Below are 25,682 nucleotides of genomic sequence, written 5' to 3' on the forward strand. Positions count from 1 at the left end.
AAAATAAAAAGGGAGTATAACTTTGCAAATACATACACAGTTAGATCATCGGATTAAAACATCATGGCTTCTGTTTCTTGGGATTTTGTCAGTTCTCTTTTTCTGTTTCCCACTCATTAATTCCGCTTTGACCATACTTCCAATTTGGCTGTATGAACAAGCTAATCCAAATACAAATACAGCTTTACTTGAGTCGATAAAAAATATTAGCTATGAATTCGTGGCTTTACTCTTTTTCGTACTATACATACTGAAGTATAAGCCACTTAGACAATTGATTTTACCAGCTATTGATTTTCAATGTTTAAAAACTTTTCGCATGTACATCTATGTACTAATTTATTATGCGATTGGGGTTTTTATCGATTTCTATATATTAGATAAATTATTCCCTGAATCCTTACAAGAGCAACTAGATGCGTTAGATTTTGCTACTTTAGAGAACTATAAATTCCTATTAGTTCTCGCAGTCGGTATCTTTGCACCTCTTTATGAAGAACTTGTATGCAGAGGACTCCTTTTGCGTTTCTTTGAAGAGAAATTTACATTTTGGCCGGCTGCACTTTTATCCAGTCTATTATTTAGCATCGCTCATACGTATTCAGTTGGCATTATGGTGAGTGCATTTGTGACGGGACTATTTGCCTCATTATTATATAAACAAACAAAATCTATCATTCCAGCTATGCTACTTCATATCATTATCAATACGTCTTCTTTCTTTTATTAAACAAATCGCCATTATGATTATATAATGGCGATTTGTTTTTCTAACCTCTCAAACCTAGAAACTCTATCGAAATCCATATATTTTTAATAATATCCAAAATAAACCTCATGTTGTAAAATATAACTTATCAATTAGGAGGTTTATATTCTATGGAAGCAGTGGGAATCTTACTTTGGATTTTATTTATGCCAGTTCTAGTATTATCTGGAATTATTGGGGGCATCTTTTTAATGGTCGCAGGAGCTAAGCATCGCAAGCTACTTGTTGTTGCAGCAGGACTTGTTTGTTTCTCACTTGTAACTACGCCTTTTGTTCTCTGGGGAATGGGAATCGATATGGAGAGACTTATCCCTATCCCAACTACTATGTACTGGAGCATCTTCCCTGTAGCTGGGGTATTAGCTAGTATAAGCGGGATACGTAACAAAATTAAGGGTATCCTTATTATGGGGATTATCATGGTTTCTGTCGGTATCCTTGGGGTGACTTTCTATCACATAATGTCCATGCCGATACAGTCCACTTAAAATATACAAGCACAAAAAAAGCAGAGAAATTAATTCCCTGCTTTTCTATTTGATTTATTACCTGATTGTAAGAAGAATGATAACACCCAAGCAATACCTGCTAATATAGTTGCAATTAAGAACGCATCATTAATACCGTTGATTGCAGATAGCTTTGAAATTTGTCCGAATAATAGCTGTGAGCTCATCGCATCACCAGCTTGTGCTGATCCTGCGGCAGCTGCTAAACTTTGTCCCATTCCGTGTACTTTATCAACTAAAATGGGATTTGTCGTTGTTAACATATTTCCGTAATCTGCGACGTGATTGGTTGTTTGCTGCGTCATAATTGTAATTAAAATCGCTGTACCAATTGAACCCGCTACTTGTCTTGACGTATTTTGCGTTGCTGTGCCGTGAGAAATTAATTTCATTGGCAATGCGTTCATACCAGCTGTCATAATTGGCATCATAATGAATGACATTCCAATTGAACGAACGATGTAATCCGTCATAATTACGCTATATGGTGTATCCATTGATAGCTTTGTAAATTCATACGTCGCATATGTCGTAATCGCTAATCCAACTATTGCTAATGGACGAATACCATACTTATCAAATAACTTTCCTGCAATCGGTCCCATAATCCCCATAATTAATGATCCTGGAAGAAGCAGGAGACCTGATTCAATTGGCGTAAAGCCACGAATATTTTGAAGGTATACAGGAAGTAATAACATACCTCCGAATAATGCCATTGTTACAATCGCATTAATTAATAATGTAAAAGTAAACGTTGGATATTTAAATACATGTAAATCAAGCATTTTGTTATCCGTCGTCATCTCTCTCCAAATGAATAATGCTATACCAATCACACCGATGATAAGTGAAATCACAACTTCGGCACTGCTCCAGCTGTTGTTTCCAGCTTCACTAAATCCATATAGTAGGCTACCAAGCCCAATACTTGAACTAATAACGCCAAACATATCTAACTTTGTTTTCGAAACTGGCTGAGTTAGTGTAAAGAATTTTAAAGATAATAATGTGATGATTAAACCGATAGCGAACATCGCGTAGAACATTAAGTTCCAGTTGTAATTTTCAATAACCCAACCTGTTACAGTTGGTCCGATAGCTGGCGCTAAAATCATCGCCACCCCAAGTAATCCCATTGCAGCTCCGCGCTTATGCGGTGGGAACAGAGTCATGAAAATGTTCATACCAACCGGCATTAAAATTCCTGCGCCAACTGCTTGAATGACGCGCCCTGTCATCATCATTGTGAAGTTTCCAGATAACGCACAAATAATAGAGCCGACTGTAAAGAAGAGCATAGCTGCTACAAACAATTTACGATACGTAAACCGTGAAACTAAGAAGGCACTAATTGGCACTAAAATCCCGTTCACAAGCATAAATCCTGTGATTAGCCATTGCGCTGTTGAAGTTGATACATTGAACTCATTCATTAATGGAGGCAATGCAACATTAATGATTGTTTGGTTTAAAATGGAAACGAACATACCGAGAATTAATACTGCTACAACGGCTTTTACATTGACATTCTCTACTGGCATTTGCGGTTTCCGTCTTTCTTGCTTTTGTGTTTCTTGTTTTGATGCTTCTAATTCGACTACATTGGAAGGTTCTTGCTCTAGTTGCTTTGTTTCTATCTTACTTACGGCTGGGACTTGTTCTTCTCCCGCGTTCGTTTTTTTCTTTCTTAAAAGACGATTTACAAGGAAGAAGACGATAATACAAAATAATGCATATCCTACAATTAAACCTGAGGACATTTTATCTTCCCCCCCTTACTTATGAATCCGAACTGTCACATTCATTCCAGGAACAATATTTACTGATTTGCTATGATCTAAAGAAACTTTAACCGGCACAACTTGTGTTACTTTCGTATAGTTTGCTGTTGCGTTGCTTGATGGAAGCATAGAAAATGTATTTGCAGTTGTTAACCCAACTTGTTCTACTTTTCCTGTTAATGTTGTATCAGGATAAGCGTCTACATACACATCAACTTCTTGACCTTTTTGCACATCATCAATATCTGTTTCTTCAATATTTGCTGTTACCCATAAATCACTCATATCGTATGCATACGCAATTGGACTACCTGCCGCTACGAAAGAATTTGTTGTAGCATTTGATTGAACAACAGTCGCATTATGTGGAATTGTTACATCCATCGTTTGCTCACCATTTTGACTTGCTACAGAAACAGAACCTAATTTATCATTTTCATTGTAGCTCTTGCCTACTTCTGCATTCCATTCAGTTAATTTCCCTGCTACTGGTGATGCGATTGGGATCACTTTCCCATCGATTTTCGCATTATCTGTTTTTAAGTAATTTTCAGCTTGGTTGTAATAATAATAACCAGCAAAGCCACCACCAACTAATACAATCAATGTAATAACATTAATGATAAGCATTCTTCGAAATTGATTCATTGCTTTCCTCTCCTTATATCGCATATAATTTTTTTACTAAACTATTTCCACTTCTTTTGTTTATATTGATTAATTGTTAATTATATTAACCATTAAACAAAAAAAGCACACCTTTTGCTATGCAAACAATTCTTTGCCTGCATACTACCGGTGCTGTTTTCTAAAGTAATATCGTTTATAATTATAAATAATTATTTTGAATCTACAACCGACAATTTGGTCATATATGTTGGTTATCCAACATTACACTATATATTTGTTGTTTAAGTAATAAAAATTAAGCAAGGAGAAATAAAATGTCTATTAAAAATACAAACGATCCGCGTGTAAAACGAACGAGACAATTGATACAGGATGCTTTTGTCGCTTTAGTAGGCGAAAAAGGTTTTGAAAATGTCACAGTGCAGCATATCGCTGAGTGTGCCCCAGTGAACCGTGCTACCTTTTATAGCCATTATCATGACAAATATGACTTATTAGATAAAAGTATCGAGGAAATGTTAGTAAAGCTCACCGAAATAATTAGGCCCAAAAGGAATAATAAAGAAGATTTTCAGCTTACATTTAACTCCCCACATCCAACTTTTCTAGCCCTATTTGAGCACATCGCTGAAAATGCTACCTTCTATAACGTCATGCTTGGCGACAAAGCAGCAGGAAACTTTTTTTATAAAATGATGAAAACAATTCAAACACATTTAACGTTAAGCTTATCCATTTCACAACCAAATGATGAAGAACTCATGATTCCACGCGATATCCTTATTAGTTATGTAACAGGAGCTCATCTTGGAATGATTATATCGTGGCTAAAAAAAGGGATGATTTACTCGCCGCACTTTATGGCAATGCAACTAACAAGGTTAATTATTTTAGGGGCTCACGCTGCCGCTGGATTAGAAAAACCTTTTGAAATATAAAAAAGCGAAGACATTTCTTCGCTTTTTTATTAGTTAAATGTAATATTATGTACAGCCTCTTTATCAAGACGCTTAATCACTTCTACAATTAACTTCACTGCATTCTCATAGTCATCACGGTGTAACATTGCCGCATGGGAGTGAATATAACGAGTTGCAATCGTAATCGCCATGGACGGAATACCGTTTACAGAAATATGAATAGCACCTGCATCCGTTCCACCACCAGCTACAGAATCATATTGGTATGGAATTTGCAATTCATCTGCCACATCAACAACAAAATCACGAAGACCTGTATGTCCAATTACAGATGCATCATATAAAATGATTTGTGGTCCGTCTCCCATTTTACTTTGCGCTTCTTTTTCTGTTACTCCTGGTGTATCACCAGCAATACCAACATCTACAGCAAACGCAATATCTGGCTTAATATAATGTGCAGATGTTTTCGCACCGCGAAGACCTACCTCTTCTTGTACAGTTCCAACGCCGTATACAACGTTTGGATGCTTTTCATCTTTTAATTGTTTTAACACGTCAATTGCAATTGCACAGCCAATACGGTTATCCCATGCTTTTGCAAGTAACATTTTTTCATTTTTCATCACTTGGAATTCAAAGTACGGTACAACTTGATCCCCTGGTCGCACGCCCCATTCCATTGCTTCTTCTTTGCTAGAAGCACCAATGTCAATAAACATGTCCTTAATTTCAACCGGCTTTTTACGAGCTTCTGCTGGTAAAATGTGCGGTGGTTTTGAACCGATTACACCTGTTACATCACCTTTACGCGTTACAATTGTTACACGCTGTGCAAGCATAACTTGTGACCACCAGCCACCAACCGTTTGAAAGCGAAGGAAACCTTTGTCATCGATTTGTGTGATCATGAAACCAACTTCATCTAAATGACCAGCTACCATGATTTTCGGACCGTTTTCTTCCCCTACTTTTTTCGCAACTAAACTCCCTAAATTATCTGTAGAAAGTTCATCTGCAAACGGTTCGATATATTTTTTCATTACTTCACGTGGTTCGCGTTCATTACCTGCAATCCCACGTGCATCTGTTAATTCTTTTAGCATTGTCAATGTCGCATCTACCTTTGTCATTATCAATACCTCCTTTTTCTTCATTCACTTCATTATACAAAAGTAAATTGAAATATCCAAAAATCAACTTAATACCCTTGTGTTTGACGCTGATGGTTCACTTCATTTTTATCTAAATACGCTTTTTCAATTTCTTCTTGCCCGAAATCAAGAGCTTGTCCAAGGCGAAGGTAACTTGTGAATAGTTCAATATAATTTGTAATGGACGGCTGATCAGTAAAACGCATCACTTTCGCATATGTGTCTAAGAAAATTTCAACTTGTGTTTTATTCGTTTGAGCACATTTATAAAATAAGAAGTTCTTATCAATACCTAAATCAATTCCAATTGATAAAATGAAATGTAAACCATCTACATATTCTTCAAGTATAACTTCACGCTCAGCTGCCGGCTTTTTGCTCCAATATTTAAAACAACGTGTTTCATTTGCAAGTTCGCCAATTTCAACAAGTAGTGCTAACATTTTTTCTTTTAATAATTTTTTTGGTTGTAAGTCATGTTCTTTTACAATACGGTCATCTAATTCTTTTTGTAATTTAAATAGTTGTAGTAAATCCATTCTATTCCTCCTCCAACATCGCACAAAAACAATGTTGTTTCATCTCATATTTATTGTAAGCTTTAAAAATCCTACCCGTTATTATCTAATTAACTTCCTAAACCCTTATGAAATAGCTTGTCCTTAAATCATCAATACGTTTCAGTCATCATCCACATATGATGAAACTTCCATATCATCTTTCCATTATAGCAGTGTCGTTTCTACTAGGAAAGATACCTTTAAATGACAGTAAAAAAGCCAGAGGAATCTCCTCCGACTTTTTACTGTATATTCTTTTATATTGTTATAGCTTTTATACTTATTTTGTCATATCTAGAACAACACGACCATTAATCTTTCCTTCTTCCATTTCTGTAAAAATATCATTTATTTCATCTAATTGACGCGTTTCTATAATTGCTTTTACTTTTCCTTCTGCACCAAATTGCAATGCTTCTTGCAAGTCTTTACGCGTGCCAACAATGGAACCAACAATTTTCACCGCATTTAATACTGTATCAAAAATCGGCACTTCCATCATTTCTGGAGGTAAACCAACTGCCACACAGGAGCCACCGCGGCGAACTGCACGATAAGCTTGATCAAATGCTGGTTTTGATACGGCCGTACAAATAGAAGCATGTACACCATTTACCTTTTCATGAATCCAAAGCGGAGCATCCTCTTTTAATGGATTTACAACTAAATCTGCACCGAGTTCTTTTGCGAGTTCAAGTTTTTCATCAACTGTGTCAACTGCTACTACATGTAATCCCATTGCTTTTGCATACTGCATTGCTAAGTGACCTAAGCCGCCAATTCCAAAAACAGCTACCCATTGTCCTGGCTTTGCTTCTGATACTTTTAATGCTTTATAAGTTGTTACACCCGCGCAAAATAATGGGGCAGCTTCTACAAAACTTAAATTTTCTGGTACTTTTACAACATAATCAGCTGCCGCTATACAATATTCTGCATAACCACCATCAACTGAGTAACCAGCATTATTTTGATCTAAGCAAAGTGTTTCACGGCCAGATAAACAGTACTCACAATGTCCACATGCTGAATATAACCAAGGGATTCCGACTCGGTCACCGATTTTAAGATGAGTAACACCTTCACCTACTTCTTCTACCACCCCAACACCTTCGTGTCCTGGAATTAGTGGTAGTTTCGGTTTTACTGGCCAGTCTCCATGCGCCGCATGTAAATCTGTATGACAAACGCCACATGCTTGAATATGTACAAGCACCTCATTTGCTCCTGCCTTTGGCCTCGGAACATCCTTTACCTCTAACTTCTCCTTAAATTTGTTTACAACAGCTGCTTTCAAATGAATTCCTCCCTCACTCGGTTTTGAAAAGGTTTTCATTTACATATTAGTACAAGAACATCCTTAAATCTACCATTTATTTTAAAATTTTCAAGATAATTCATAGGATATTATATCGAAAAAGCTAGAGGATTTTCCCCTAGCTTTTTGCATACTATATTAAGATTCTTTTTTCATATCGATAACAACACGCCCATTAATTTTTCCTTCTTCCATTTCAGTGAAGATGTCATTAATCTCATGAAGATGACGTGTTTCAATAATTGCTTTCACTTTTCCTTCTGCGGCAAATTGCAGGGTTTCTTGTAAGTCTTTTCTTGTCCCAACGATAGAACCAATAATTTTCACACCATTTAGCACTGTATCAAAGATTGGTACTTCCATCATTTCCGGAGGTAATCCTACCGCTACACATGCCCCACCTCGTCTAACAGAGCGATACGCTTGATCAAATGCTGGTTTCGATACAGCTGTACAAATGGAAGCATGTACACCCTTCACTTTCTCAAATATCCACGCTACTGCATTTTCTTTAAGCGGATTCACAGCTAAATCTGCACCAAGTTCTTTTGCAAGCTCTAATTTTTCATCTACAGTATCAACTGCTACTACGTGTAATCCCATTGCTTTTGCATATTGAACAGCTAAATGTCCAAGGCCACCAATCCCAAAAACAGCTACCCAATCACCTGGTTTTGCTTCTGAAACTTTCAATGCTTTATATGTTGTAACACCTGCACAAAATAGCGGTGCTGCATCAATAAAATTCAAATTATCCGGTACTTTTACTACATAGTTCGCTGCTGCAACACAATACTCTGCATAACCACCATCTACAGAATAACCAGCATTATGTTGATCTAAGCAAAGCGTTTCACGACCGGATAAACAATATTCACAATGTCCACATGCTGAATATAGCCATGGTACTCCAACGCGGTCACCGACTTTTAAATGTGTGACACCTTCTCCAACTTCTTCTACAACTCCAACACCTTCATGCCCTGGAATTAATGGAAGTTTCGGTTTTACTGGCCAGTCACCGTGTGCCGCATGTAAATCCGTATGACAAACACCACATGCTTCAATATGTACAAGGACTTCACCAAGTCCAGCTTTCGGTTTTGGAACTTCTTTCACTTCTAACTTCGCTTTGAACTCATTTACAACTGCTGCTTTCATGTAAATTCCTCCTCGTTATAGGTACAAAAAGTTCTTACAAGTTCATCTTAATATAATAGAAGAAAAGAGAAGCGGTTGAATTATGACAATAATTTGTGAAACATCTCACAAATTATTGAATGATTGTAATTACTATAAGGTGAAATTCTTTTACCATGTTTTCATCTTCTCCACGAAACGGACGTCACCTAGCTAGAAAATAAAAAAGGAGCCTGTATATAACGACAGCCTCCCTTGCAATGTAGATGATTTCTAAGAATACATGATATTGTAAGTTGATTTAATGACGCCATTTACATACTGTGTCGAATCAACTAATTCCAAACTTAAACGTGGTTTCACGCTACCAAATAAAGGTATACCTTCACCAATTATAACTGGATTTATTTTCAATACTACTTGGTCAATTAGTTTTTGCTGAACTAACGAGCCAGCCAGTTCTCCGCCCCCACAGAGCCACAGATTACCAACTTCTTTCACTTTTAAGTTCTTGATAAACTCTACTGCATCTCCTCTCACAAGTTCTACTTTATCACTCGATTCAAATTGCATAGTATTTGAACAAATATAGTGCTTTAACTCTTTAAAATAACCTGGCTCACCAGGTTTAGCACCAAATTGAAATCCAAACTCGTACGTTCTCCTCCCCATCAATACTGCGTCATATTGCTGAACATCAGTAATAAAGTCTAAGACATGTTCACCTTCGTATAAAAAGATTGAATCAGTAGCATCACCATCTAAATCTGCAATAAAGTTATCCGCCGTAACTGCAATATGATAAATTAGCTTTGCCATGTCGTTCCCCCTCTTATCTTCTTCCAGGCTCAGTTCTATTTCTCTACATACAATTTATTTCCTGCAATAAATTGTATAGCTGAATTACCTAATTTAGAATAAGCACTTGCCATCCCCCACTTAAAAATAGGATCCACTCAATAACTCTGTTGATGTTTGAATCAAACAAAAAACTCTTCTGTATTATAGGAAAATAATGAGAATACATGATATCGAATGACGTTCAACCAACTGAGATTTAGTTAAAAAAGGAATTTATATCACCAACAAAAAATTGTTAAAAAAAAGGGATTTTATTAAAGGAGGAAATATGTTGATTTATGAAATAATTGTTCAAGTTCGTGTTACAGATATCAAAGAAGGACAAAAGTGGTATCAAACATTACTCAACAAGGAACCCGATTTCATACCACACGAAGGATTCACAGAATGGGAACTTATCCCTGGAGGTTGGTTACAAGTAGCAGAAGGTTTGCCAAATGAAGGTAGTGGACCGATTCGTTTAGGAGTTATAGATATTAAAGCTGAACGAGATAGGCTAAAAAAGGAATGAAATGTCGAGAACTTTGAAATATATTCAAGAAAAGAAGTTCCTGTTAAATGGGGGATTTTTACCGATCCTTGGGGAAATCGTCTTGGTTTCTTTGAATACTTAAGTCAGACGAAAAAAACGAACAAATTAAAAAAATTCCAATTAATAAAAAAAACCTCAGAAGAAAATCTTCTAAGGTTTTTAAACAATTATTTTAAGTTGCTTTTTGCAACTGTTGCTAATTCAGCGAAAGCTTTTTCGTCATGAACAGCTAAGTCAGCAAGCATCTTGCGGTTAACTTCGATACCAGCAAGTTTTAAACCGTGCATTAAACGGCTGTAAGAAAGACCATTCATGCGAGCAGCTGCGTTAATACGAGTGATCCATAATTTACGGAAGTCACGTTTCTTTTGACGACGGTCACGGAACGCATATAATAAAGACTTCATTACTTGTTGGTTAGCAACTTTGAATAAAGTATTTTTAGAACCGTAGTAACCTTTCGCTAGTTTAATCATTTTTTTACGACGTTTACGAGTAACTGTACCACCTTTTACTCTTGGCATAATATTACCTCCTAGTGTGTTCTATATATCAACCGAACTTATTTTAAGTTGTCAAGCATTTGACGAATACGTTTGTAGTCACCAGCGCTTACTAGACCAGCTTTACGTAGTTTACGTTTAGCTTTTGTAGATTTGTTAGCGAATAAATGGCTAGTATAAGCGTGGTCACGCTTAAGTTTACCAGATCCAGTTTTTTTGAAACGCTTTGCAGCGCCGCGATGAGTTTTTTGTTTAGGCATAGGTATTTCCTCCTCTATCTATTACTTATCGTTTTTCGGTGCTAAAACTAAGAACATACTACGTCCTTCCATTTTAGGCTTAGACTCAATTGTACTAACTTCAGCACAAGCTTCTGAGAAGCGATCTAAGACACGTTGACCGATTTCTTTATGAGTAATGGCACGTCCTTTAAAGCGAATTGACGCTTTAACCTTGTCGCCTTTCTCTAAAAACTTGATAGCATTACGAAGTTTTGTGTTAAAGTCGTGTTCATCAATTGTTGGACTTAAACGAACTTCTTTCATGCTGATTACTTTTTGATTTTTACGCTGTTCTTTTTCTTTCTTTTGTTGCTCAAAGCGGAATTTACCGTAGTCCATAATGCGGCATACTGGCGGTTTCGCATTTGGAGCAACCAATACTAAATCAAGATTAAGATTTGCAGCTAAGTCTAAAGCGTCATTACGAGACTTGATGCCAAGTTGATCACCATTCGCACCAACTAAACGTACTTCACGTGCACGAATTTGCTCGTTAATCATCATATCCTTGCTAATAGTAAGCCACCTCCAAGGTTTTCTTAGAATATGTTTGCAGTCATAGAACCCGAACAAAAAAAGTGTGGGCATACGACACCCACACTTGTACGATCTTAAGTAAGAAAGACATTTACCTGCTAACTGCATCTGCGTCAATCAGGTGAGAAGCGGGTGCTTCTACTTGTTCTACAAAACAATATTCTATTATCCTTGATGATTTTATCATAGGACATAACGTCTGTCAAGAAGACGCGTTTTACTAACAACAAGAAATATTGTAACAAACAACACGAATACATGCAATACTTTTTTATGATAAGTCTTGTTTGGGTATTATTTCTAGTTTCTTCAACTCGTAAAATATAAAGAAGCCGCGGCATGCCGCGACTCTTTCTTAGCGTTTTCCTTCAACTTTAATCATATCAACAAACGCATCTAATGCGATTGTTTCTGATTTTTGTTCGCCGTATTTACGTACGTTTACGCCATTTTCAGCAACTTCATTGTCACCTACTACAAGCATGTACGGAATTTTTTGCATTTGTGCTTCACGGATTTTGTAACCGATTTTCTCTTCACGAGTATCCACTTCAACACGGATACCAGCACGCTGTAAGTCTTCCTGTACTTTCTTCGCATAGTCTAAATGTACTTGCGGAGAAACTGGAATCACTTGTACTTGAACTGGCGCTAGCCATGTTGGGAATGCACCTTTGTACTCTTCGATTAAGAAGGCAACAAAACGTTCCATAGTTGATACAACACCGCGGTGAATTACAACTGGACGATGAGGTTTACCATCTTCACCAACATAAGTTAATTCAAAGCGTTCTGGAAGTAAGAAGTCTAATTGTACAGTTGAAAGTGTTTCGTCTTTTCCAAGTGCAGTACGAACTTGAACGTCAAGTTTCGGACCGTAGAATGCTGCTTCACCTTCAGCTTCATAGTACTCAAGACCCATTTCATCCATCGCTTCTTTTAACATTGATTGTGCTTTTTCCCACATTTGATCGTCATCAAAATACTTTTCAGTATCTTCTGGATCACGGTAAGATAAGCGGAATGAATAATCTTCTAAACCGAAGTCTTTGTATACTTCTAAAGTTAAGTTTACAACGCGTTTTAACTCTTCTTTAATTTGGTCTGGGCGAACGAAAATGTGCGCATCATTTAAAGTCATTCCGCGTACACGTTGTAATCCAGATAGTGCACCAGACATTTCATAACGGTGCATTGTTCCAAGCTCCGCAATACGAATTGGTAATTCACGATAGCTATGAATATCGTTTTTATACACCATCATATGGTGAGGGCAGTTCATTGGACGAAGTACTAATTGCTCATTGTCCATTTCCATTGCTGGGAACATGCCATCTTGGTAGTGATTCCAGTGACCAGAAGTTTCATAAAGCTCTCGGCTTCCTAGTACTGGAGTATATACGTGGTCATATCCTAAGCTTGCTTCTTTATCAACAATGTAACGCTCGATAATACGACGGATTGTTGCACCTTTTGGTAACCAAAGTGGTAAACCTTGACCTACTTTTTGGCTATTTGTAAATAGTTTTAACTCTTTACCTAATTTACGGTGATCACGCTCTTTCGCTTCTTCAAGCATACGCAAGTGCTCATCTAATTCTGCTTTTTTCACGAATGCAGTACCGTAAATACGTTGTAGCATTTTATTGTTGCTATCGCCGCGCCAGTAAGCACCTGCAACGCTTAGCAATTTAAACACTTTAATTTTCCCTGTAGATGGAAGGTGAACCCCGCGGCAAAGGTCATAGAATTCACCTTGTTCATAAATTGAAATAACTGCATCTTCTGGAAGATCGTTAATCAATTCTAATTTTAGCTCATCGCCGATTTCTTCATAACGGCGAAGTGCTTCCGCACGTGGTACTTCATGACGAACGATTTCTAAGTTCTCGTTCACAATCTTTTGCATCTCTTTTTCGATTTTTGGGAAGTCTTCAGCTGTAATTGCTTCTTCCATGTCGATATCGTAGTAGAACCCATTTTCGATTACTGGACCAATACCAAGTTTTACATCTTTATATAAACGTTTTAACGCTTGTGCTAAAAGATGAGCTGTTGAGTGGCGTAAAATGTATAAGCCATCTTCAGAATCTAATGTAATGATTGAAACTGCACCATCTTCTTCAATTGGTGTACGAAGATCAATCATCTCATCATTTAATTTTCCAGCCACAGCTTTTTTCTTTAAGCCTGGGCTAATAGAAGCTGCGATTTCTTCAGTTGTTGTTCCTTTTGGAAACTCCTTCACAGCTCCATCAGGGAAAGTAATTTTAACTACATCTGCCATCACTGGTCACTCCTCTTTTTCTCAAAATAAAAAACACTCATCCCGTAAAAAGGGACGAGTGTTGAATTCGTGGTTCCACCCTTGTTCCAATTAACCAAATTGTTAATTGCTCAAGTACAACATAACGGTGTTGACCGTTAGCAATTACTAGTAAAAACGTTCACTGCTAAAGTTTAGAGGTGGTAAGTAATGAACCCGTACTAGGAAGCTCACACCCTAAGGCTTCCCTCTCTGAAAATCGTAGTAAATTACTCATGTCCTCATCATGACATTTCAATATATTTCATTTATGTAGGTAATTATATGCTCAAAAACTTAGAAAATCAAGGGCGTTCCCTTTATTTTTTAAATTTTTAACGTTGTGTTCAAATTCATGCGGTGCACATAATTGAACTCGTTCTTGAAATACATTTTGAAGGGTAACAATCATATTGTGATCTTGCTCTTTCGTATACAAATAAATCATTTTCGGCGAAATAGAAAGAAGCGGTGCAATTACCTTCGTGTCAATGTATACCCCCTGCTTAGTTAGTAACTCCTCATCTATATATTGAACCAATTTTTCTTGTTTTAAACGTATTCCTTTTTCATTATAAAAAATAAAACTTTCATCAAATACAAGATGTAGGCAAGATAAACGTGATTTTCGGCTACTCACTTGTTGCCGTAGCATTTCTACAAACATTTGATATTCTTGCTCCATTTTATATTCATCAATCGCTACTTCCGCAAGTCGGTCTATCATTTCACTATATGTGCGCAGACGAAAACGAATATAAGATGAAAAAGAAAAAGAAAGCGGGTCACAAAGCCACCCTTTTAAAGAAGACATAATATAAGCCTCGATTTGATCACGTGTTAAATCCCGGGAAATCCCCTTTCTTTTTCCATTTAAAATCGCGTGTGCCATATGTAAAATTTGATGGCATTCTTCTTGTTCTTCATAAAAAAATTTTTCTTTTAAAATGGCACGAAGCCATTCATTTTGTTTTATATTAACAATAAAATAAAGGAGTACTGGTATTAAAATTTTCTCAATATAATTCGATTCGCATATCGGAATATGAATTGTTACCTTTTGTTCATATAAGTAAACACTCGTTTCTTTATATAGCTTTTCCGTTCTCTTTATCAGTTGTTGATATACGTACGCAGCATCATCTTTTTCTTCGAAGCAGATTTCAATCACTCTTGTCCCCCCTTTTATCCCGCTCTCAAAGGCTACATTCTCTCACCTTACAAATTAAGCGCCCATAAGAGTCCAGTTCGTGAAAGCCAACTCTAAGTAGAAATAAATTTTCCATACTGATGAAAGCTTCACTCTATAATTCTTGCTAATTTTATATATATTAAGGGAGTAGAAAAAAAATGATACAAGCTCGTATGAATTTTCAGAGTAACGATACTATTTAATTGTATAATTTAACTATTAAGTTATTGAAGGCGGGATACAATGTTCGAATATAAGTTTGTAAAAATCAAACTAAAACAAAGTAAATAATTAAAAATAACCTAACTAAAAAATGCTTCATTTTTGCTATCTCCTGTTTTCCAATACCTTGTGCATATGTAAGAATACCAATGTATTCATTCAACTAATCTGTCCCTTTAAACAATAAAAAAGAAAAATCCTGCATTTTCAATACAGGATTCTTCTCAAACTTTATTTAATATCTACGTCTTTACGTATGGCGACGATTCTTCCCACCAATCGGAACTGGCTTCGCCAAATATTTAATACGCTCCATAATACGGGCCGCTTTCATTTCCTCTTCTTCTCCGCGCTGTGTATACGTTAAATGATGTTCTAGCTGTTTAAAATCAAAATTCGATGTAAAGAACGTCGGTAAGTTTTCAAGCATACGGAATTGTAAAATTGCACCGAGGACATCATCACGGACAAAGCTCGACATCGCTTCTGCTCCAATATCGTCTAGCATTAAAACTGGTACATACTTTACTGCATCAATCTTCTCGCTAATCGTATTATTTTGAAGTGAACTTTTAATTTCACGCAAAAATTCCGGTAAGTACACAATCATTGAACTGACTTTCCGCTGCGCTAATTCATTTGCAATTGCTCCTAAAACGAATGTTTTTCCAACACCAAACGGTCCATGGAAGTACAATGCTTGTACTTTTTTACCTGGCTCGTACTCACTTAAAAATTCATTCGCAGCACGGATTGCTTCAAAGCGATTTCTATCGGATAAATCAAGAGAAGACATAGATGCCTGCAATATATCCTTGGGCATATATACACTTTGAATAAGCTTCTCTTGTTTCTTTCTTTCATCATAAGCCACTTTTCTTACGCAGCGATCATATTGAATATCAATCATCTTACCTTGAATAATCAGTTTCGGCTCATATCCTTGAATCATATTTTTACATGATTCTAAGTTCGGACAATCTGCGCATCCAACGCTTTGTCCAATGTATTCATACAGCTTCACAAGACTTCGTTCTATCATGGAAGTCGTTACTTCGCCTTTATGTTCTTCGATAAACTCTTTCACACGCGGATGTGCCATAACTTCCGCTTTTAACACTTCATATCTATTTTTAAAATTCTCATTTTGCATCAACTTTGCAAATGAATTTTGAATATGCTCCATTCTTTCACCTCAAAGAGCGTTCATTCTCCTCTATTAATCACGCTTATATTTTTTTAACTCTTCTTCCAATCTCTTTCGTTCTTCTTCTAGCTTGCTCGGATTTTCTACCACACTCACATCATTTTTTGCTGATTCTTTCGTTTCTTCTTTCGTTTCTTCTTTCGTTTCTTCTTTGAGCCAGTCCGGCACCATTTCTTTCCGCACTGTTTTCCTCGATGTACGGCCTTTCTTCTTCGTCTCAGCCCACTCTTGATATTGACGATTCTCTTCTTTCGCTAAAGCCATAGCTTCTGATACGGTACCAACCTTTTTCCGCGCCCAATGTCCTGCAATTTTCTCGACATACGTTTTAGCCAATTTCATATCAGAACGAAGCATAACGTAATAAATAAGTACGTTGACAACACCTGGCGCTAGTTTCTGACTCAACATCACTTCTTCTACAATTTGCAAATCTGCTTTTGTCGGTTCTGCTCCGCCCGAGATTTCTTTTAATAATTGTTTCGGTGAAATTTCCTCAAGTTGTTTGATCAGCATTTCTTCTTGCGTAGATGGCTCTTTCTCTTTCATCGTACGTGCAGAATGAGGCTGCACCCGTTCACTTAACACCGGAAGTGCTTGGCCGTTTTCAAATTGATACCAATCACGAGCTCCTTTGCGAAGCCTTTCCATATCAATCGTTTGTAGTTCTGTCATTGTACCAAGAACGATATTTTGCATCGATAGCACATCGACACCATACACGTAGGCTAGCGTAATGACACATTCACGTACTTGATCCGTGATTGCCTTTCTTGGGACAAGCGTCGATAACCCTTCTACAAATAAAGAAAAGTCGAAGAAGTCATTCCAAACCTTAGGAGCAGTCCCCTTTTCATTTCCGGGCATCACTGTTGTCTTCGGAATACGAAGTTCCTCTTGCGCATGTTCAAATTGTCCTGGGTTAAATGAACCAAACACATCATTAAAAGAATGTGTAACATTTTCATACGAAGTAAAGTCGAACTCTTCTTCTAAGAAGTATTGTTTGACTTGATTATATTTCGCCCGGCTTAATCTGTTGTACAAGAAAATACTTAAAACAATATCATCAAAAAATTGTTTTGGAGTTAGTGGTGGCTGCAATTCGTATATAAACATTCGAATATCTTTTTCTTTTTTTATATATACGTTTAAAAGCCCAATCGCTTCTAATTTCACCCGTTCTTCATATACTTCAGGAAGCTGCATTTGCATTGTCACCATAAGAGAGTGATGTGTATTCTCTTTTCCAAATACACGATCCTGCTCTAGCTCTCCCCACAGCGTCATGTATAAGCTAAAAGCCTTGCTACCTACTAATGGTTGATATAACATCGTTAATACCTTCCGATCGTAACTATGCAGCAACCCTTTTACGCTTACTTTATAACGATCAATTGGCAATAGCTCCATCCATGACTGTTTTTCCATTCTTGCAATTCCTTTCTTTCATCCATTCTACGTATATAACTCCTTAGCGAAAAAGAGCTAATAGCTTGCGCTTCTAGCTCTTTTTCCCCACTATTTGCAGGCTCAAAGTTTCACTTTATTCTCGTTCTTTTTGCAGTATATCTTTTAATTCTTCAATGAATACATTTAAATCTTTAAATTGACGGTACACAGAAGCAAATCGTACATAAGCAACATCATCAATATCTCGAAGTGCTTCCATTACGATTTCACCAATCATATCACTTTTCACTTCTGATATTCCTAAATTTCGAAGTTCACGTTCTACATTTTGTGTTACTTCTTCTAATTGTTTTAAAGATACAGGTCTTTTTTCACACGCTTTAATTAATCCACGCAAAATCTTTTCTTTATTAAACTCTTCTCGTGTTCCCTCTTTTTTTACAACAATAAGAGGTGGCTCTTCTACTCGTTCAAATGTCGTAAATCGATTTAAACAACTTTCACACTCTCTTCTTCTTCGAATGGAGCGTCCCTCATCTACCGGACGTGAATCCAATACTCTTGTACCATTATGAAAACAGGCTGGACAACGCAACTCATTCACTCCCTTGCAATTTAATCTTCATTTTTTTACTTCACCTACACGTGAAAATATATATACAATATTATATAACCTATTTGTATTTACTCACTACCTTATCCCGCTATTCGCGTTCAGTGATACTCTACTTTTAAAAAGTTCACTTTACAGTAAGCGACCATTCGTCAAAAACAATCTATCCATTTTACAGTTTCAAATTTATATAAACTAAAAAGAGGTGCATTATACACCTCTTTACATTTTAAATCAATTATGTTCTTTTTTAAAGAGCTTTTGTTTCTCTATGCTTAATTTCGAAGCTACCTGTGCCTCGAGGAAGCTCGATGCTCTCTCGCGTTTTCGCATTTAAACCTTCTGCAATATATTCTGCAGCAACATTTGGATCAATACGATCCCCGCAAGTATAAACATCAATACTTGCATAGCCGTGTTCTGGAAAGCTATGAATTGTTAAGTGTGATTCCGAAATGATTACAACTCCACTTACACCCTGCGGTGCAAATTTATGAAAAGCAACCTCACGTACTTCAGCACCAGCTCTTAGTGCTGCATCCACAAATAATTGTTCAATAAACGGCATGTCATTAAGCTTGTCGAAATCGCAATCCCAAAGTTCAGCGATTACGTGACGACCCATCGTGTCCATAGTATCCATTCTACAGTTCCCCCTTGTAAATTTAATCTAACTGTTCGAATTGAAAACTAATTTGCAATTTGGCTTGCTCCACTACCACGGGGGAAAGTTAGTCCAGAGAGGTCCTAACCCTTTAAGTAGTGACTACGTACCTCAGCTCTTAAGTTTACGAGTGTTAGTATACTTTGTTTATTTTCATTTTGCAACAACAGTTTTTTCGATTTTTTGTCATATTCTCCTCTTTACTTTTCCCGAAAAAAAATAATTGATTCACAAATGCAGTAATCACAATGGTTTCTCATATGTATCATTTATAAAAATATACTCATATATTTTTTCCTTTTCAGAAAAAAACATAAAAAAAGAAGACAAGCAATCGCTTGCCTCTTTTTTTATCATTAAATGTGTTGTACACTTTCTTGTTTTGCTAATTCAGTAACAACTAATTTCACAAGATCTACAACGCGGCGAGAGTAACCCCACTCGTTATCATACCAAGCAAGTACTTTCACTTTACGTTCACCCATTACCATTGTAGATAAGCCATCAATGATAGCTGAATGCGTATTTGTATTAAAGTCAATAGAAACTAGAGGCTCTTCACTGAACTCTATGATTCCTTTCATTGCACCGTTTGCAACATTTTTGAATGCTTCATTAATGTCCTCAACTGTTACATCACGTTTTACATCTACTACTAAGTCAACAAGAGACACGTTTGGTGTCGGAACGCGAAGTGCCATTCCGTGAAGTTTTCCATTTAAATGTGGAAGAACCTTTGCTAATGCTTTCGCAGCACCTGTTGTTGTAGGAATAATAGACTGTCCACAAGCACGTGCTCTTCGTAAATCTTTATGTGGGTTATCAATATTTTTTTGGTCATTTGTATAAGCATGAACGGTTGTCATTAAACCGTTTTCAATTCCGAACTGCTCATCTAACACCTTAACAACAGGCGCTAAACAGTTTGTTGTACAAGATGCATTTGAAATAACAGTATGTTTTGTAATATCTAATTGTTCTTCGTTTACACCAACTACAACTGTTACATCTTCATTTTTACCAGGTGCTGTTAAAATAACTTTTTTCGCCCCAGCTTCTACATGAAGAATTGCTTTTTCTTTTGCATTAAATTTACCAGTTGCTTCGATTACAACTTCAACACCTAATTCTTTCCAAGGCAATTCTTTTGGATCGCGGTTGTTTAAAAGGCGAATCATTTTCCCATCTACTAATAAATGATCTTCAAATGCTTCCACTGTTCCGTCAAACTTGCCATGAACTGTATCATACTTGATTAAATGTGCTAATGTTTCTGATGGATAGCTTGCGTTGATTGCTACAATTTCGAATGCGCTTTCTTTTATTGCTTGACGAAATACCATTCTCCCAATACGTCCAAATCCATTAATTGCCACACGAATCATAATATGTTATCCCCCTTGAATGCGTTATACTATTTATCTCCAATCCCAATAATAGTATAACACAAAAAGAAGATATGTCACTAAACATTTTCATTAATTTCACAATTTTTTAGTTAATGATGTTCCACTCTTTTAAAATGATCTGTAATTGAGCTTTCGTCTCAGCAATTGTGCCATCATTATAAATGACTTTATCAGCTAATGTTACTTTCTCTGCTAAAGACATTTGTGAATCAATGCGTGCTTTTGCTTCTTTTTCTATAAAGCCATTCCGCTTCATTAAACGTTCTAACTGCGTACTAGGCGCTACAGCTACAACTAAAATTTGATCAACAAGTGTTGTTAGTTTACTCTCAAATAAAAGCGGAATATCTAACACAACCGCTTGCACACCTTCCTTTATGTACATATCCTTCTGAACATTCATTTCCTTGCGGACAGCTGGATGAACGATTTTGTTTAACCGCAATCGTTTTTCTTCATTATGGAATACAATACTCCCAAGCTTCGGACGATCAAGTTCGCCATCTGCTTGTAATATTTCTTCACCGAATACCTCTACAATTTCTTTATATGCTTCTTTACCTTGTTCTACAACTTCTCTAGCAATAATATCCGCATCGATTACAGGTATGTGCAGATCACGAAACATTTGTGAAACTGTACTTTTTCCGCTTGCAATACCTCCTGTTAAACCAATAACAATTGTCATCAAAATTCCTCCTCATGAATAGAAGCGTGAAACTTATGTTTCACGCTCCTACTTACATCTTCCAAATCCCAATAATAATGAGTAAAATACCAGGTAGGAACGTAAATTTTTGTAACCATCGCATATTCGATAAAACCGTTCCTAGCCTCATTCCGATAAATAAAAACAGAGAACTCATAACGGCAACTAACACTGCCATCATGGCGGGTGTATATCCCAGTAAGGATGCACCAATTCCTGCTCCAAACGAGTCTACAGAAAGAGCGATACCTAAAAGCAATGCTTCTCCACCAGAAATTGTGCCTGATTTATCAAAATCAGCAACAGTCGGTTTCCGTAAAATTTGAATAACTAATCCAAGTGAAGCAATTTCTAACTTCCAAACTTTCTCTTCTTGCTGTGGTTCGTCTTTTTTCTCACTCCGAAAAAATTGATACAATACCCACGCTCCAATAGCTACTAAAACGATTCCGCCAATACGCGTTGCAATCATTGGTGAAAACACTTTGGCAACCATATGTCCAATCCCCATCGACACAAGCATAACAGCCGCTGAACACATTCCAATGATGAGTATCGATTTTAACGGAATCCGCACGCTCCGCAGACCATAAGTAAGCCCTACACTACAGCTATCCAAACTTAATGTAAAAGCTAATAAAATAAGAGAGAAATATTGATACATCGGTAAGCTCCTTCCCTATACATAGCTTTGCTGTATGTATATGATAAATGCCTATCCGATGTTATTAGAAAAATATCTTTCTTAGCCCTTTGGCTGGCACATAGGACAATAGTGTGTTCCTCTTCCACCAACAACTATCTTTTCAATCACGTTCCCACAAGTAACGCATGGTTCCCCTTTTCTTCCATATACATTTAGAAGCTCTTGGAATGAGCCAATTTGCCCTTGCGAATTGATATACGTTCTAATCGTACTTCCGCCGCGCTCAACAGCCTCCGTTAATGTTGCGACGGTTGCCGCATGAATCTTTTCTATTTCAGCTTTCGTTAGGGACGAAGCTTCTCGTTCCGGGTGAATCCCGGAACGGAATAAAACTTCATCTACATATATATTACCAAGCCCGACTAAAAGACGTTGATCTAGCAACACAACTTTTATTTTGCGGTTTGTCTTTTGCAATCTTTCTTGTAAATACATTGGTGTCAGTTCAGCATCAAACGGCTCAGGTCCTAAATCAGTAAGTGGCATTTGTTCAAACTCTTCACCCTTTTTAAAGAGATGCATCGTACCAAACTTTCTTACATCTTTATAATGCAGCTCCGTACCATCTGTAAACTGGAAACGCACATGTGTATGTTTATCGATTGGATCGCCTTCCTCATGAAGCAAGTATTTCCCTTCCATACGTAAATGTGAAACAATAACATACTGTGTTACATATAGAAGTAAAAACTTGCCTCTTCTCTCAATCCGTTCAATCGTTTCGCCTCGTAACATTTCTTTAAAGAGCTCCGCGTCATCTGGTCGCTTTACTAATTTGGGATATGTTACGATGACATCTTTAATTGTTTTTCCCGTTACAAGGTTTTCAAGTGTCCTTCTAACATTTTCAACCTCTGGTAGTTCAGGCATTCAATCACTTCCTTATTTTGCGTCATACCAAGTTGGACCAGAAGAATAATCAACTTTTAGCGGAACAGCAAGTTCAATTGCATGTTCCATTACTTCAGGTACAAGCTTCTCTAGTTTTTCGACTTCTTCTTTTGGCACTTCAAAGATCAATTCATCGTGTACTTGCAGAAGAAGACGCGCTTGTAAGCCTTCTTCTTCTAAGCGATCTGCCATAATAATCATCGCTTTTTTAATAATATCCGCTGCGCTACCTTGAATTGGTGTATTCATCGCAGTACGCTCCGCAAAGCTACGCAAATTAAAATTACGACTCGTAATTTCCGGAATATAACGGCGACGATTTAATAATGTAGAAACATACCCTTTTTGCTTCGCTTCTTGTACAATCTCATCCATATATTCTTTTACACCAGGGAAGCTTGCAAAATACTTTTCAATAAATTCCCCTGCTGCTTTTCGTGTAATTCCTAAGTTTTGTGAAAGCCCATAATCACTAATACCATACACAATTCCGAAGTTAACTGCTTTTGCTTGACGTCTCATATTCGACGTTACTTCATCTTTCGAGACGCCAAACACATCCATTGCTGTTTTCGTATGAATGTCCATATCATGCTGGAACGCTTCGACCAACCCTTTATCTTTTGCAATATGCGCTAGTACCCGCAGCTCAATTTGTGAATAATCGGCTGCATATATAACCCATCCTTCTTTTGAAGGAATGAACGCTTGGCGAATCTTTCTTCCTTCTTCTAAACGGATCGGGATGTTTTGTAAGTTTGGATCTGTAGAACTTAATCGCCCTGTTTGCGTTAATACTTGATTAAAGCGTGTATGAATTTTAGATGAATCTTCATGAACGACTTTTAACAATCCTTCAATATATGTTGAATTTAATTTTCCTAATTGACGATAATGTAAAATTTTAGGAATGATGTCATGATGATTCATTAACTTGTCTAGCACATCAGCTGACGTAGAATATCCTGTTTTCGTCTTTTTAATAACCGGTAAGTTTAAATTCTCAAATAGAACCACACCAAGCTGTTTTGGAGAATTAATATTAAACTCTGTTCCAGCGAGCTCATAAATTTCTTGTTCCATTTCCGCGAGTCTACTAGCAAGCTCGTCTCCCATATTACGTAAGCGCTCTGTATCAACTTTAACACCTTTTACTTCCATCTCAGCTAAGACGCGAGCAAGCGGCATTTCGAGCTCAGTAAACAGTTCATACTGTTCATTTTTTTCTAGTTCTTCTACAAATGTTTTTTGCACATCGTATAATACATGTACTTTTCGAGCTACGTGCTCCGCAACTACATCTTGCTCAGGAACCGCACGTTTTGCACCTTTTCCATATACTTCTTCATCAGATTTAACAGCGTGCGTTTCTTTCATTTTCGCTACAGCACGGAAATCTTTATCTGTATCAGCTGGATCAAGTAAATAAGCGGCAATTAGTAAGTCAAAGTCAATTCCTCTAATCTCTACACCTTTCCACTTAAGTGCAACAATTGCACGTTTCGCATCAAACGTATACTTTCTCATTTCATCATCTGCAAGCCACTTCGTAAAAGCTTCAGATTTGAGTGCAACATCTGCCCCAATAAAATAGCAACCATTTTCATTTTGAATACCAAACCCTTGAATGTCGGCTTTGTGGTAATTATCTTCTTGTACTTCCACAATAATTGCACTATCTTGCTTTAGCATTTCTTCTGTTACTTCTTCTGCAATCTCAAATGAAATATCATCTAATTCAACTGGCGCTGTTTCTTCAGGAGTAACGCCAAGCTTATTTAATAGCGAAGTAAATCCTAAATTCTCGAACATCGGAATGACATCACTTGCTTCATATCCTTTATATTCGATATCATCTACATGCACTGTAACCGGTGCATCTGTAATAATTGTTGCAAGCTCTTTACTCATTAGCGCTTGCTCTTTATTCGCTTCCAGCTTTTCTTTTAATTTCTTTCCGCTCACTTGGTCTAAGTTCTCATATACTGCTTCTACTGTTTCAAATTGCGTTAACAATTTAATAGCCGTCTTCTCACCAACTCCTGGCACACCCGGGATATTATCTGATTGATCTCCCATTAGACCTTTCATATCGATAATTTGCTTTGGTGATAAACTATATTTTTCAAATAGAGCTTCTTTCGTATATTCATCTACTTCTGTAATCCCTTTACGCGGAATACATACAAGTGTGTTGTCAGAAACAAGCTGCAGTAAATCTTTATCTCCAGAAATAACTTTTACATAAGCACCTTGTTCACTCGCTTCTTTCGCGAGTGTTCCCATAATGTCATCTGCTTCATAGTTCTCTAGCTCGTAGCGCGGTACGTGAAACGCATCTAACAGTTCACGAATAAACGGGAATTGCTCTGATAGCTCAGGTGGCGTTTTTTGACGCCCTCCTTTATATTCGCTAAATGTTTTGTGACGAAATGTCGTTTTCCCCGCATCAAACGCAACAAGCATATGCGTTGGTTTTTCTTCTTCTAATATTCTCATTAACATCATCGTAAAACCATAAATTGCGTTCGTATGTATACCTTTGTCGTTATTTAAAAGCGGCAGTGCAAAGAAAGCACGATACGCGATATTATTTCCATCGACTAATACGACCTTTTTTTCCAAATTAGAAACCTCCCCATACAAATTTAAAACGAGTTTTTATATAGAAAAAACCGTCTCTTCCTTCTCTCTATATTAACACGACTAAGAGAGAGAAGAAAAATAACGGTTCTTCCTACTACATATATTTTATGTATAAATGGAGATGCTGTCACAATATCTCATGAATTAAAACATCCTTATTGTATCGATATAATACTTTGACATAAGTTATAAGAGATATTTCAAAAA

24 protein-coding genes, 1 pseudogene and 2 other annotated features are annotated in these 25,682 nt (G+C 36.9%); of the genes and pseudogenes, 4 read left to right on the forward strand and 21 right to left on the reverse strand.

Annotated elements, in window-relative coordinates; translation table 11 throughout:
• Nucleotides 1-22: 22 nt before the first annotated feature.
• Both J4P91_RS14465 and J4P91_RS14470 read left to right on the forward strand, forming a co-directional pair.
• Nucleotides 23-730: a CPBP family intramembrane glutamic endopeptidase gene (locus tag J4P91_RS14465; protein WP_207994695.1), complete on the forward strand. Its 708-nt coding sequence runs from the start codon at nucleotides 23-25 to the stop codon at nucleotides 728-730.
• A gap of 149 nt (nucleotides 731-879) precedes the next feature.
• Nucleotides 880-1,257, forward strand: coding sequence for a hypothetical protein (locus J4P91_RS14470; RefSeq protein ID WP_017153962.1), 378 nt, complete (start codon nucleotides 880-882; stop codon nucleotides 1,255-1,257).
• A gap of 29 nt (nucleotides 1,258-1,286) precedes the next feature.
• On the opposite strand, the gene J4P91_RS14475 is transcribed toward J4P91_RS14470, so the two are convergent.
• Both J4P91_RS14475 and J4P91_RS14480 read right to left on the reverse strand, forming a co-directional pair.
• Nucleotides 1,287-3,041, reverse strand: coding sequence for a DHA2 family efflux MFS transporter permease subunit (locus tag J4P91_RS14475; protein ID WP_207994696.1), 1,755 nt, complete (start codon nucleotides 3,039-3,041; stop codon nucleotides 1,287-1,289).
• Nucleotides 3,042-3,056: 15 nt separating this feature from the next.
• A complete protein-coding gene (locus J4P91_RS14480; protein ID WP_207994697.1) occupies nucleotides 3,057-3,710 on the reverse strand; it encodes an HlyD family secretion protein in 654 nt (217 codons plus the stop codon).
• Nucleotides 3,711-4,006: 296 nt separating this feature from the next.
• On the opposite strand from J4P91_RS14480, the gene J4P91_RS14485 reads away from it, so the two are divergent.
• Nucleotides 4,007-4,630 carry a TetR/AcrR family transcriptional regulator gene (locus J4P91_RS14485; protein WP_017153959.1) on the forward strand — a complete coding sequence of 208 codons (624 nt, stop codon included), beginning with the start codon at nucleotides 4,007-4,009 and terminating at the stop codon, nucleotides 4,628-4,630.
• Between the two features lie 29 nt (nucleotides 4,631-4,659).
• On the opposite strand, the gene J4P91_RS14490 is transcribed toward J4P91_RS14485, so the two are convergent.
• The 5 genes from J4P91_RS14490 to J4P91_RS14510 form a co-directional block, all read right to left on the reverse strand.
• Nucleotides 4,660-5,745: a M42 family metallopeptidase gene (locus J4P91_RS14490; protein WP_207994698.1), complete on the reverse strand. Its 1,086-nt coding sequence runs from the start codon at nucleotides 5,743-5,745 to the stop codon at nucleotides 4,660-4,662.
• A gap of 68 nt (nucleotides 5,746-5,813) precedes the next feature.
• Nucleotides 5,814-6,305 carry a dUTP diphosphatase gene (locus tag J4P91_RS14495; RefSeq protein WP_017153957.1) on the reverse strand — a complete coding sequence of 164 codons (492 nt, stop codon included), beginning with the start codon at nucleotides 6,303-6,305 and terminating at the stop codon, nucleotides 5,814-5,816.
• Between the two features lie 301 nt (nucleotides 6,306-6,606).
• Complete coding sequence (gene adhP, locus J4P91_RS14500; protein WP_017153956.1) at nucleotides 6,607-7,623, reverse strand: alcohol dehydrogenase AdhP; 1,017 nt, start codon at nucleotides 7,621-7,623, stop codon at nucleotides 6,607-6,609.
• Nucleotides 7,624-7,782: 159 nt separating this feature from the next.
• Nucleotides 7,783-8,805 carry an alcohol dehydrogenase AdhP gene (gene adhP, locus J4P91_RS14505; RefSeq protein ID WP_207994699.1) on the reverse strand — a complete coding sequence of 341 codons (1,023 nt, stop codon included), beginning with the start codon at nucleotides 8,803-8,805 and terminating at the stop codon, nucleotides 7,783-7,785.
• Nucleotides 8,806-9,057: 252 nt separating this feature from the next.
• Nucleotides 9,058-9,603, reverse strand: a complete 546-nt coding sequence (locus tag J4P91_RS14510) for a dihydrofolate reductase family protein (RefSeq protein ID WP_207994700.1) — start codon at nucleotides 9,601-9,603, stop codon at nucleotides 9,058-9,060.
• A 313-nt stretch (nucleotides 9,604-9,916) separates the two neighbouring features.
• Here J4P91_RS14510 and J4P91_RS14515 point away from each other — a divergent pair.
• Nucleotides 9,917-10,402, forward strand: a pseudogene (locus tag J4P91_RS14515) (VOC family protein).
• Here the strand turns inward: J4P91_RS14515 and rplT are convergent.
• From rplT to polA, 14 genes are all read right to left on the reverse strand, one after another.
• On the reverse strand, nucleotides 10,345-10,701 hold the full coding sequence (gene rplT, locus J4P91_RS14520) for a 50S ribosomal protein L20 (protein ID WP_017153952.1): 357 nt from the start codon (nucleotides 10,699-10,701) through the stop codon (nucleotides 10,345-10,347). The pseudogene J4P91_RS14515 and the gene rplT sit on opposite strands and share 58 nt — an antisense overlap.
• A 38-nt stretch (nucleotides 10,702-10,739) precedes the next feature.
• A complete protein-coding gene (rpmI, locus tag J4P91_RS14525; RefSeq protein ID WP_012095718.1) occupies nucleotides 10,740-10,940 on the reverse strand; it encodes a 50S ribosomal protein L35 in 201 nt (66 codons plus the stop codon).
• A gap of 21 nt (nucleotides 10,941-10,961) precedes the next feature.
• Nucleotides 10,962-11,465, reverse strand: coding sequence for a translation initiation factor IF-3 (gene infC / locus J4P91_RS14530; RefSeq protein WP_000973214.1), 504 nt, complete (start codon nucleotides 11,463-11,465; stop codon nucleotides 10,962-10,964).
• 62 nt (nucleotides 11,466-11,527) lie between these two features.
• Nucleotides 11,528-11,648 (reverse strand) — a sequence feature (ribosomal protein L20 leader region).
• 205 nt (nucleotides 11,649-11,853) lie between these two features.
• Entirely contained in the window at nucleotides 11,854-13,785 is a 1,932-nt protein-coding gene (gene thrS, locus J4P91_RS14535) for a threonine--tRNA ligase (RefSeq protein ID WP_207994701.1), read from the reverse strand.
• Nucleotides 13,786-13,832: 47 nt separating this feature from the next.
• Nucleotides 13,833-14,061 (reverse strand) — a binding site (T-box leader).
• Between the two features lie 31 nt (nucleotides 14,062-14,092).
• Nucleotides 14,093-14,974: a putative sporulation protein YtxC gene (gene ytxC / locus J4P91_RS14540; RefSeq protein WP_207994702.1), complete on the reverse strand. Its 882-nt coding sequence runs from the start codon at nucleotides 14,972-14,974 to the stop codon at nucleotides 14,093-14,095.
• 493 nt (nucleotides 14,975-15,467) lie between these two features.
• Nucleotides 15,468-16,403: a primosomal protein DnaI gene (gene dnaI, locus J4P91_RS14545; RefSeq protein WP_017153948.1), complete on the reverse strand. Its 936-nt coding sequence runs from the start codon at nucleotides 16,401-16,403 to the stop codon at nucleotides 15,468-15,470.
• 33 nt (nucleotides 16,404-16,436) lie between these two features.
• Complete coding sequence (locus J4P91_RS14550; RefSeq protein WP_207994703.1) at nucleotides 16,437-17,855, reverse strand: replication initiation and membrane attachment family protein; 1,419 nt, start codon at nucleotides 17,853-17,855, stop codon at nucleotides 16,437-16,439.
• A 115-nt stretch (nucleotides 17,856-17,970) separates the two neighbouring features.
• The gene (gene nrdR, locus J4P91_RS14555; protein WP_016116577.1) at nucleotides 17,971-18,432 is read right to left on the reverse strand and encodes a transcriptional regulator NrdR; all 462 of its coding nucleotides are present in this window, start codon (nucleotides 18,430-18,432) and stop codon (nucleotides 17,971-17,973) included.
• A 268-nt stretch (nucleotides 18,433-18,700) separates the two neighbouring features.
• Nucleotides 18,701-19,084: an adenosylmethionine decarboxylase gene (gene speD / locus J4P91_RS14560; protein ID WP_006096185.1), complete on the reverse strand. Its 384-nt coding sequence runs from the start codon at nucleotides 19,082-19,084 to the stop codon at nucleotides 18,701-18,703.
• Nucleotides 19,085-19,470: 386 nt separating this feature from the next.
• Complete coding sequence (locus J4P91_RS14565; protein ID WP_207994704.1) at nucleotides 19,471-20,499, reverse strand: glyceraldehyde-3-phosphate dehydrogenase; 1,029 nt, start codon at nucleotides 20,497-20,499, stop codon at nucleotides 19,471-19,473.
• 109 nt (nucleotides 20,500-20,608) lie between these two features.
• A complete protein-coding gene (coaE, locus tag J4P91_RS14570) occupies nucleotides 20,609-21,211 on the reverse strand; it encodes a dephospho-CoA kinase (RefSeq protein WP_207994705.1) in 603 nt (200 codons plus the stop codon).
• 52 nt (nucleotides 21,212-21,263) lie between these two features.
• A complete protein-coding gene (ytaF, locus tag J4P91_RS14575; protein ID WP_207994706.1) occupies nucleotides 21,264-21,896 on the reverse strand; it encodes a sporulation membrane protein YtaF in 633 nt (210 codons plus the stop codon).
• Nucleotides 21,897-21,977: 81 nt separating this feature from the next.
• Nucleotides 21,978-22,808 carry a DNA-formamidopyrimidine glycosylase gene (gene mutM, locus J4P91_RS14580; RefSeq protein ID WP_207994707.1) on the reverse strand — a complete coding sequence of 277 codons (831 nt, stop codon included), beginning with the start codon at nucleotides 22,806-22,808 and terminating at the stop codon, nucleotides 21,978-21,980.
• Between the two features lie 12 nt (nucleotides 22,809-22,820).
• Complete coding sequence (polA, locus tag J4P91_RS14585; protein WP_207994708.1) at nucleotides 22,821-25,454, reverse strand: DNA polymerase I; 2,634 nt, start codon at nucleotides 25,452-25,454, stop codon at nucleotides 22,821-22,823.
• Between the last annotated feature and the right edge of the window lie 228 nt (nucleotides 25,455-25,682).

This window comes from Bacillus sp. XF8 (assembly GCF_017498755.1).
GTDB lineage: Bacteria > Bacillota > Bacilli > Bacillales > Bacillaceae_G > Bacillus_A > Bacillus_A bingmayongensis.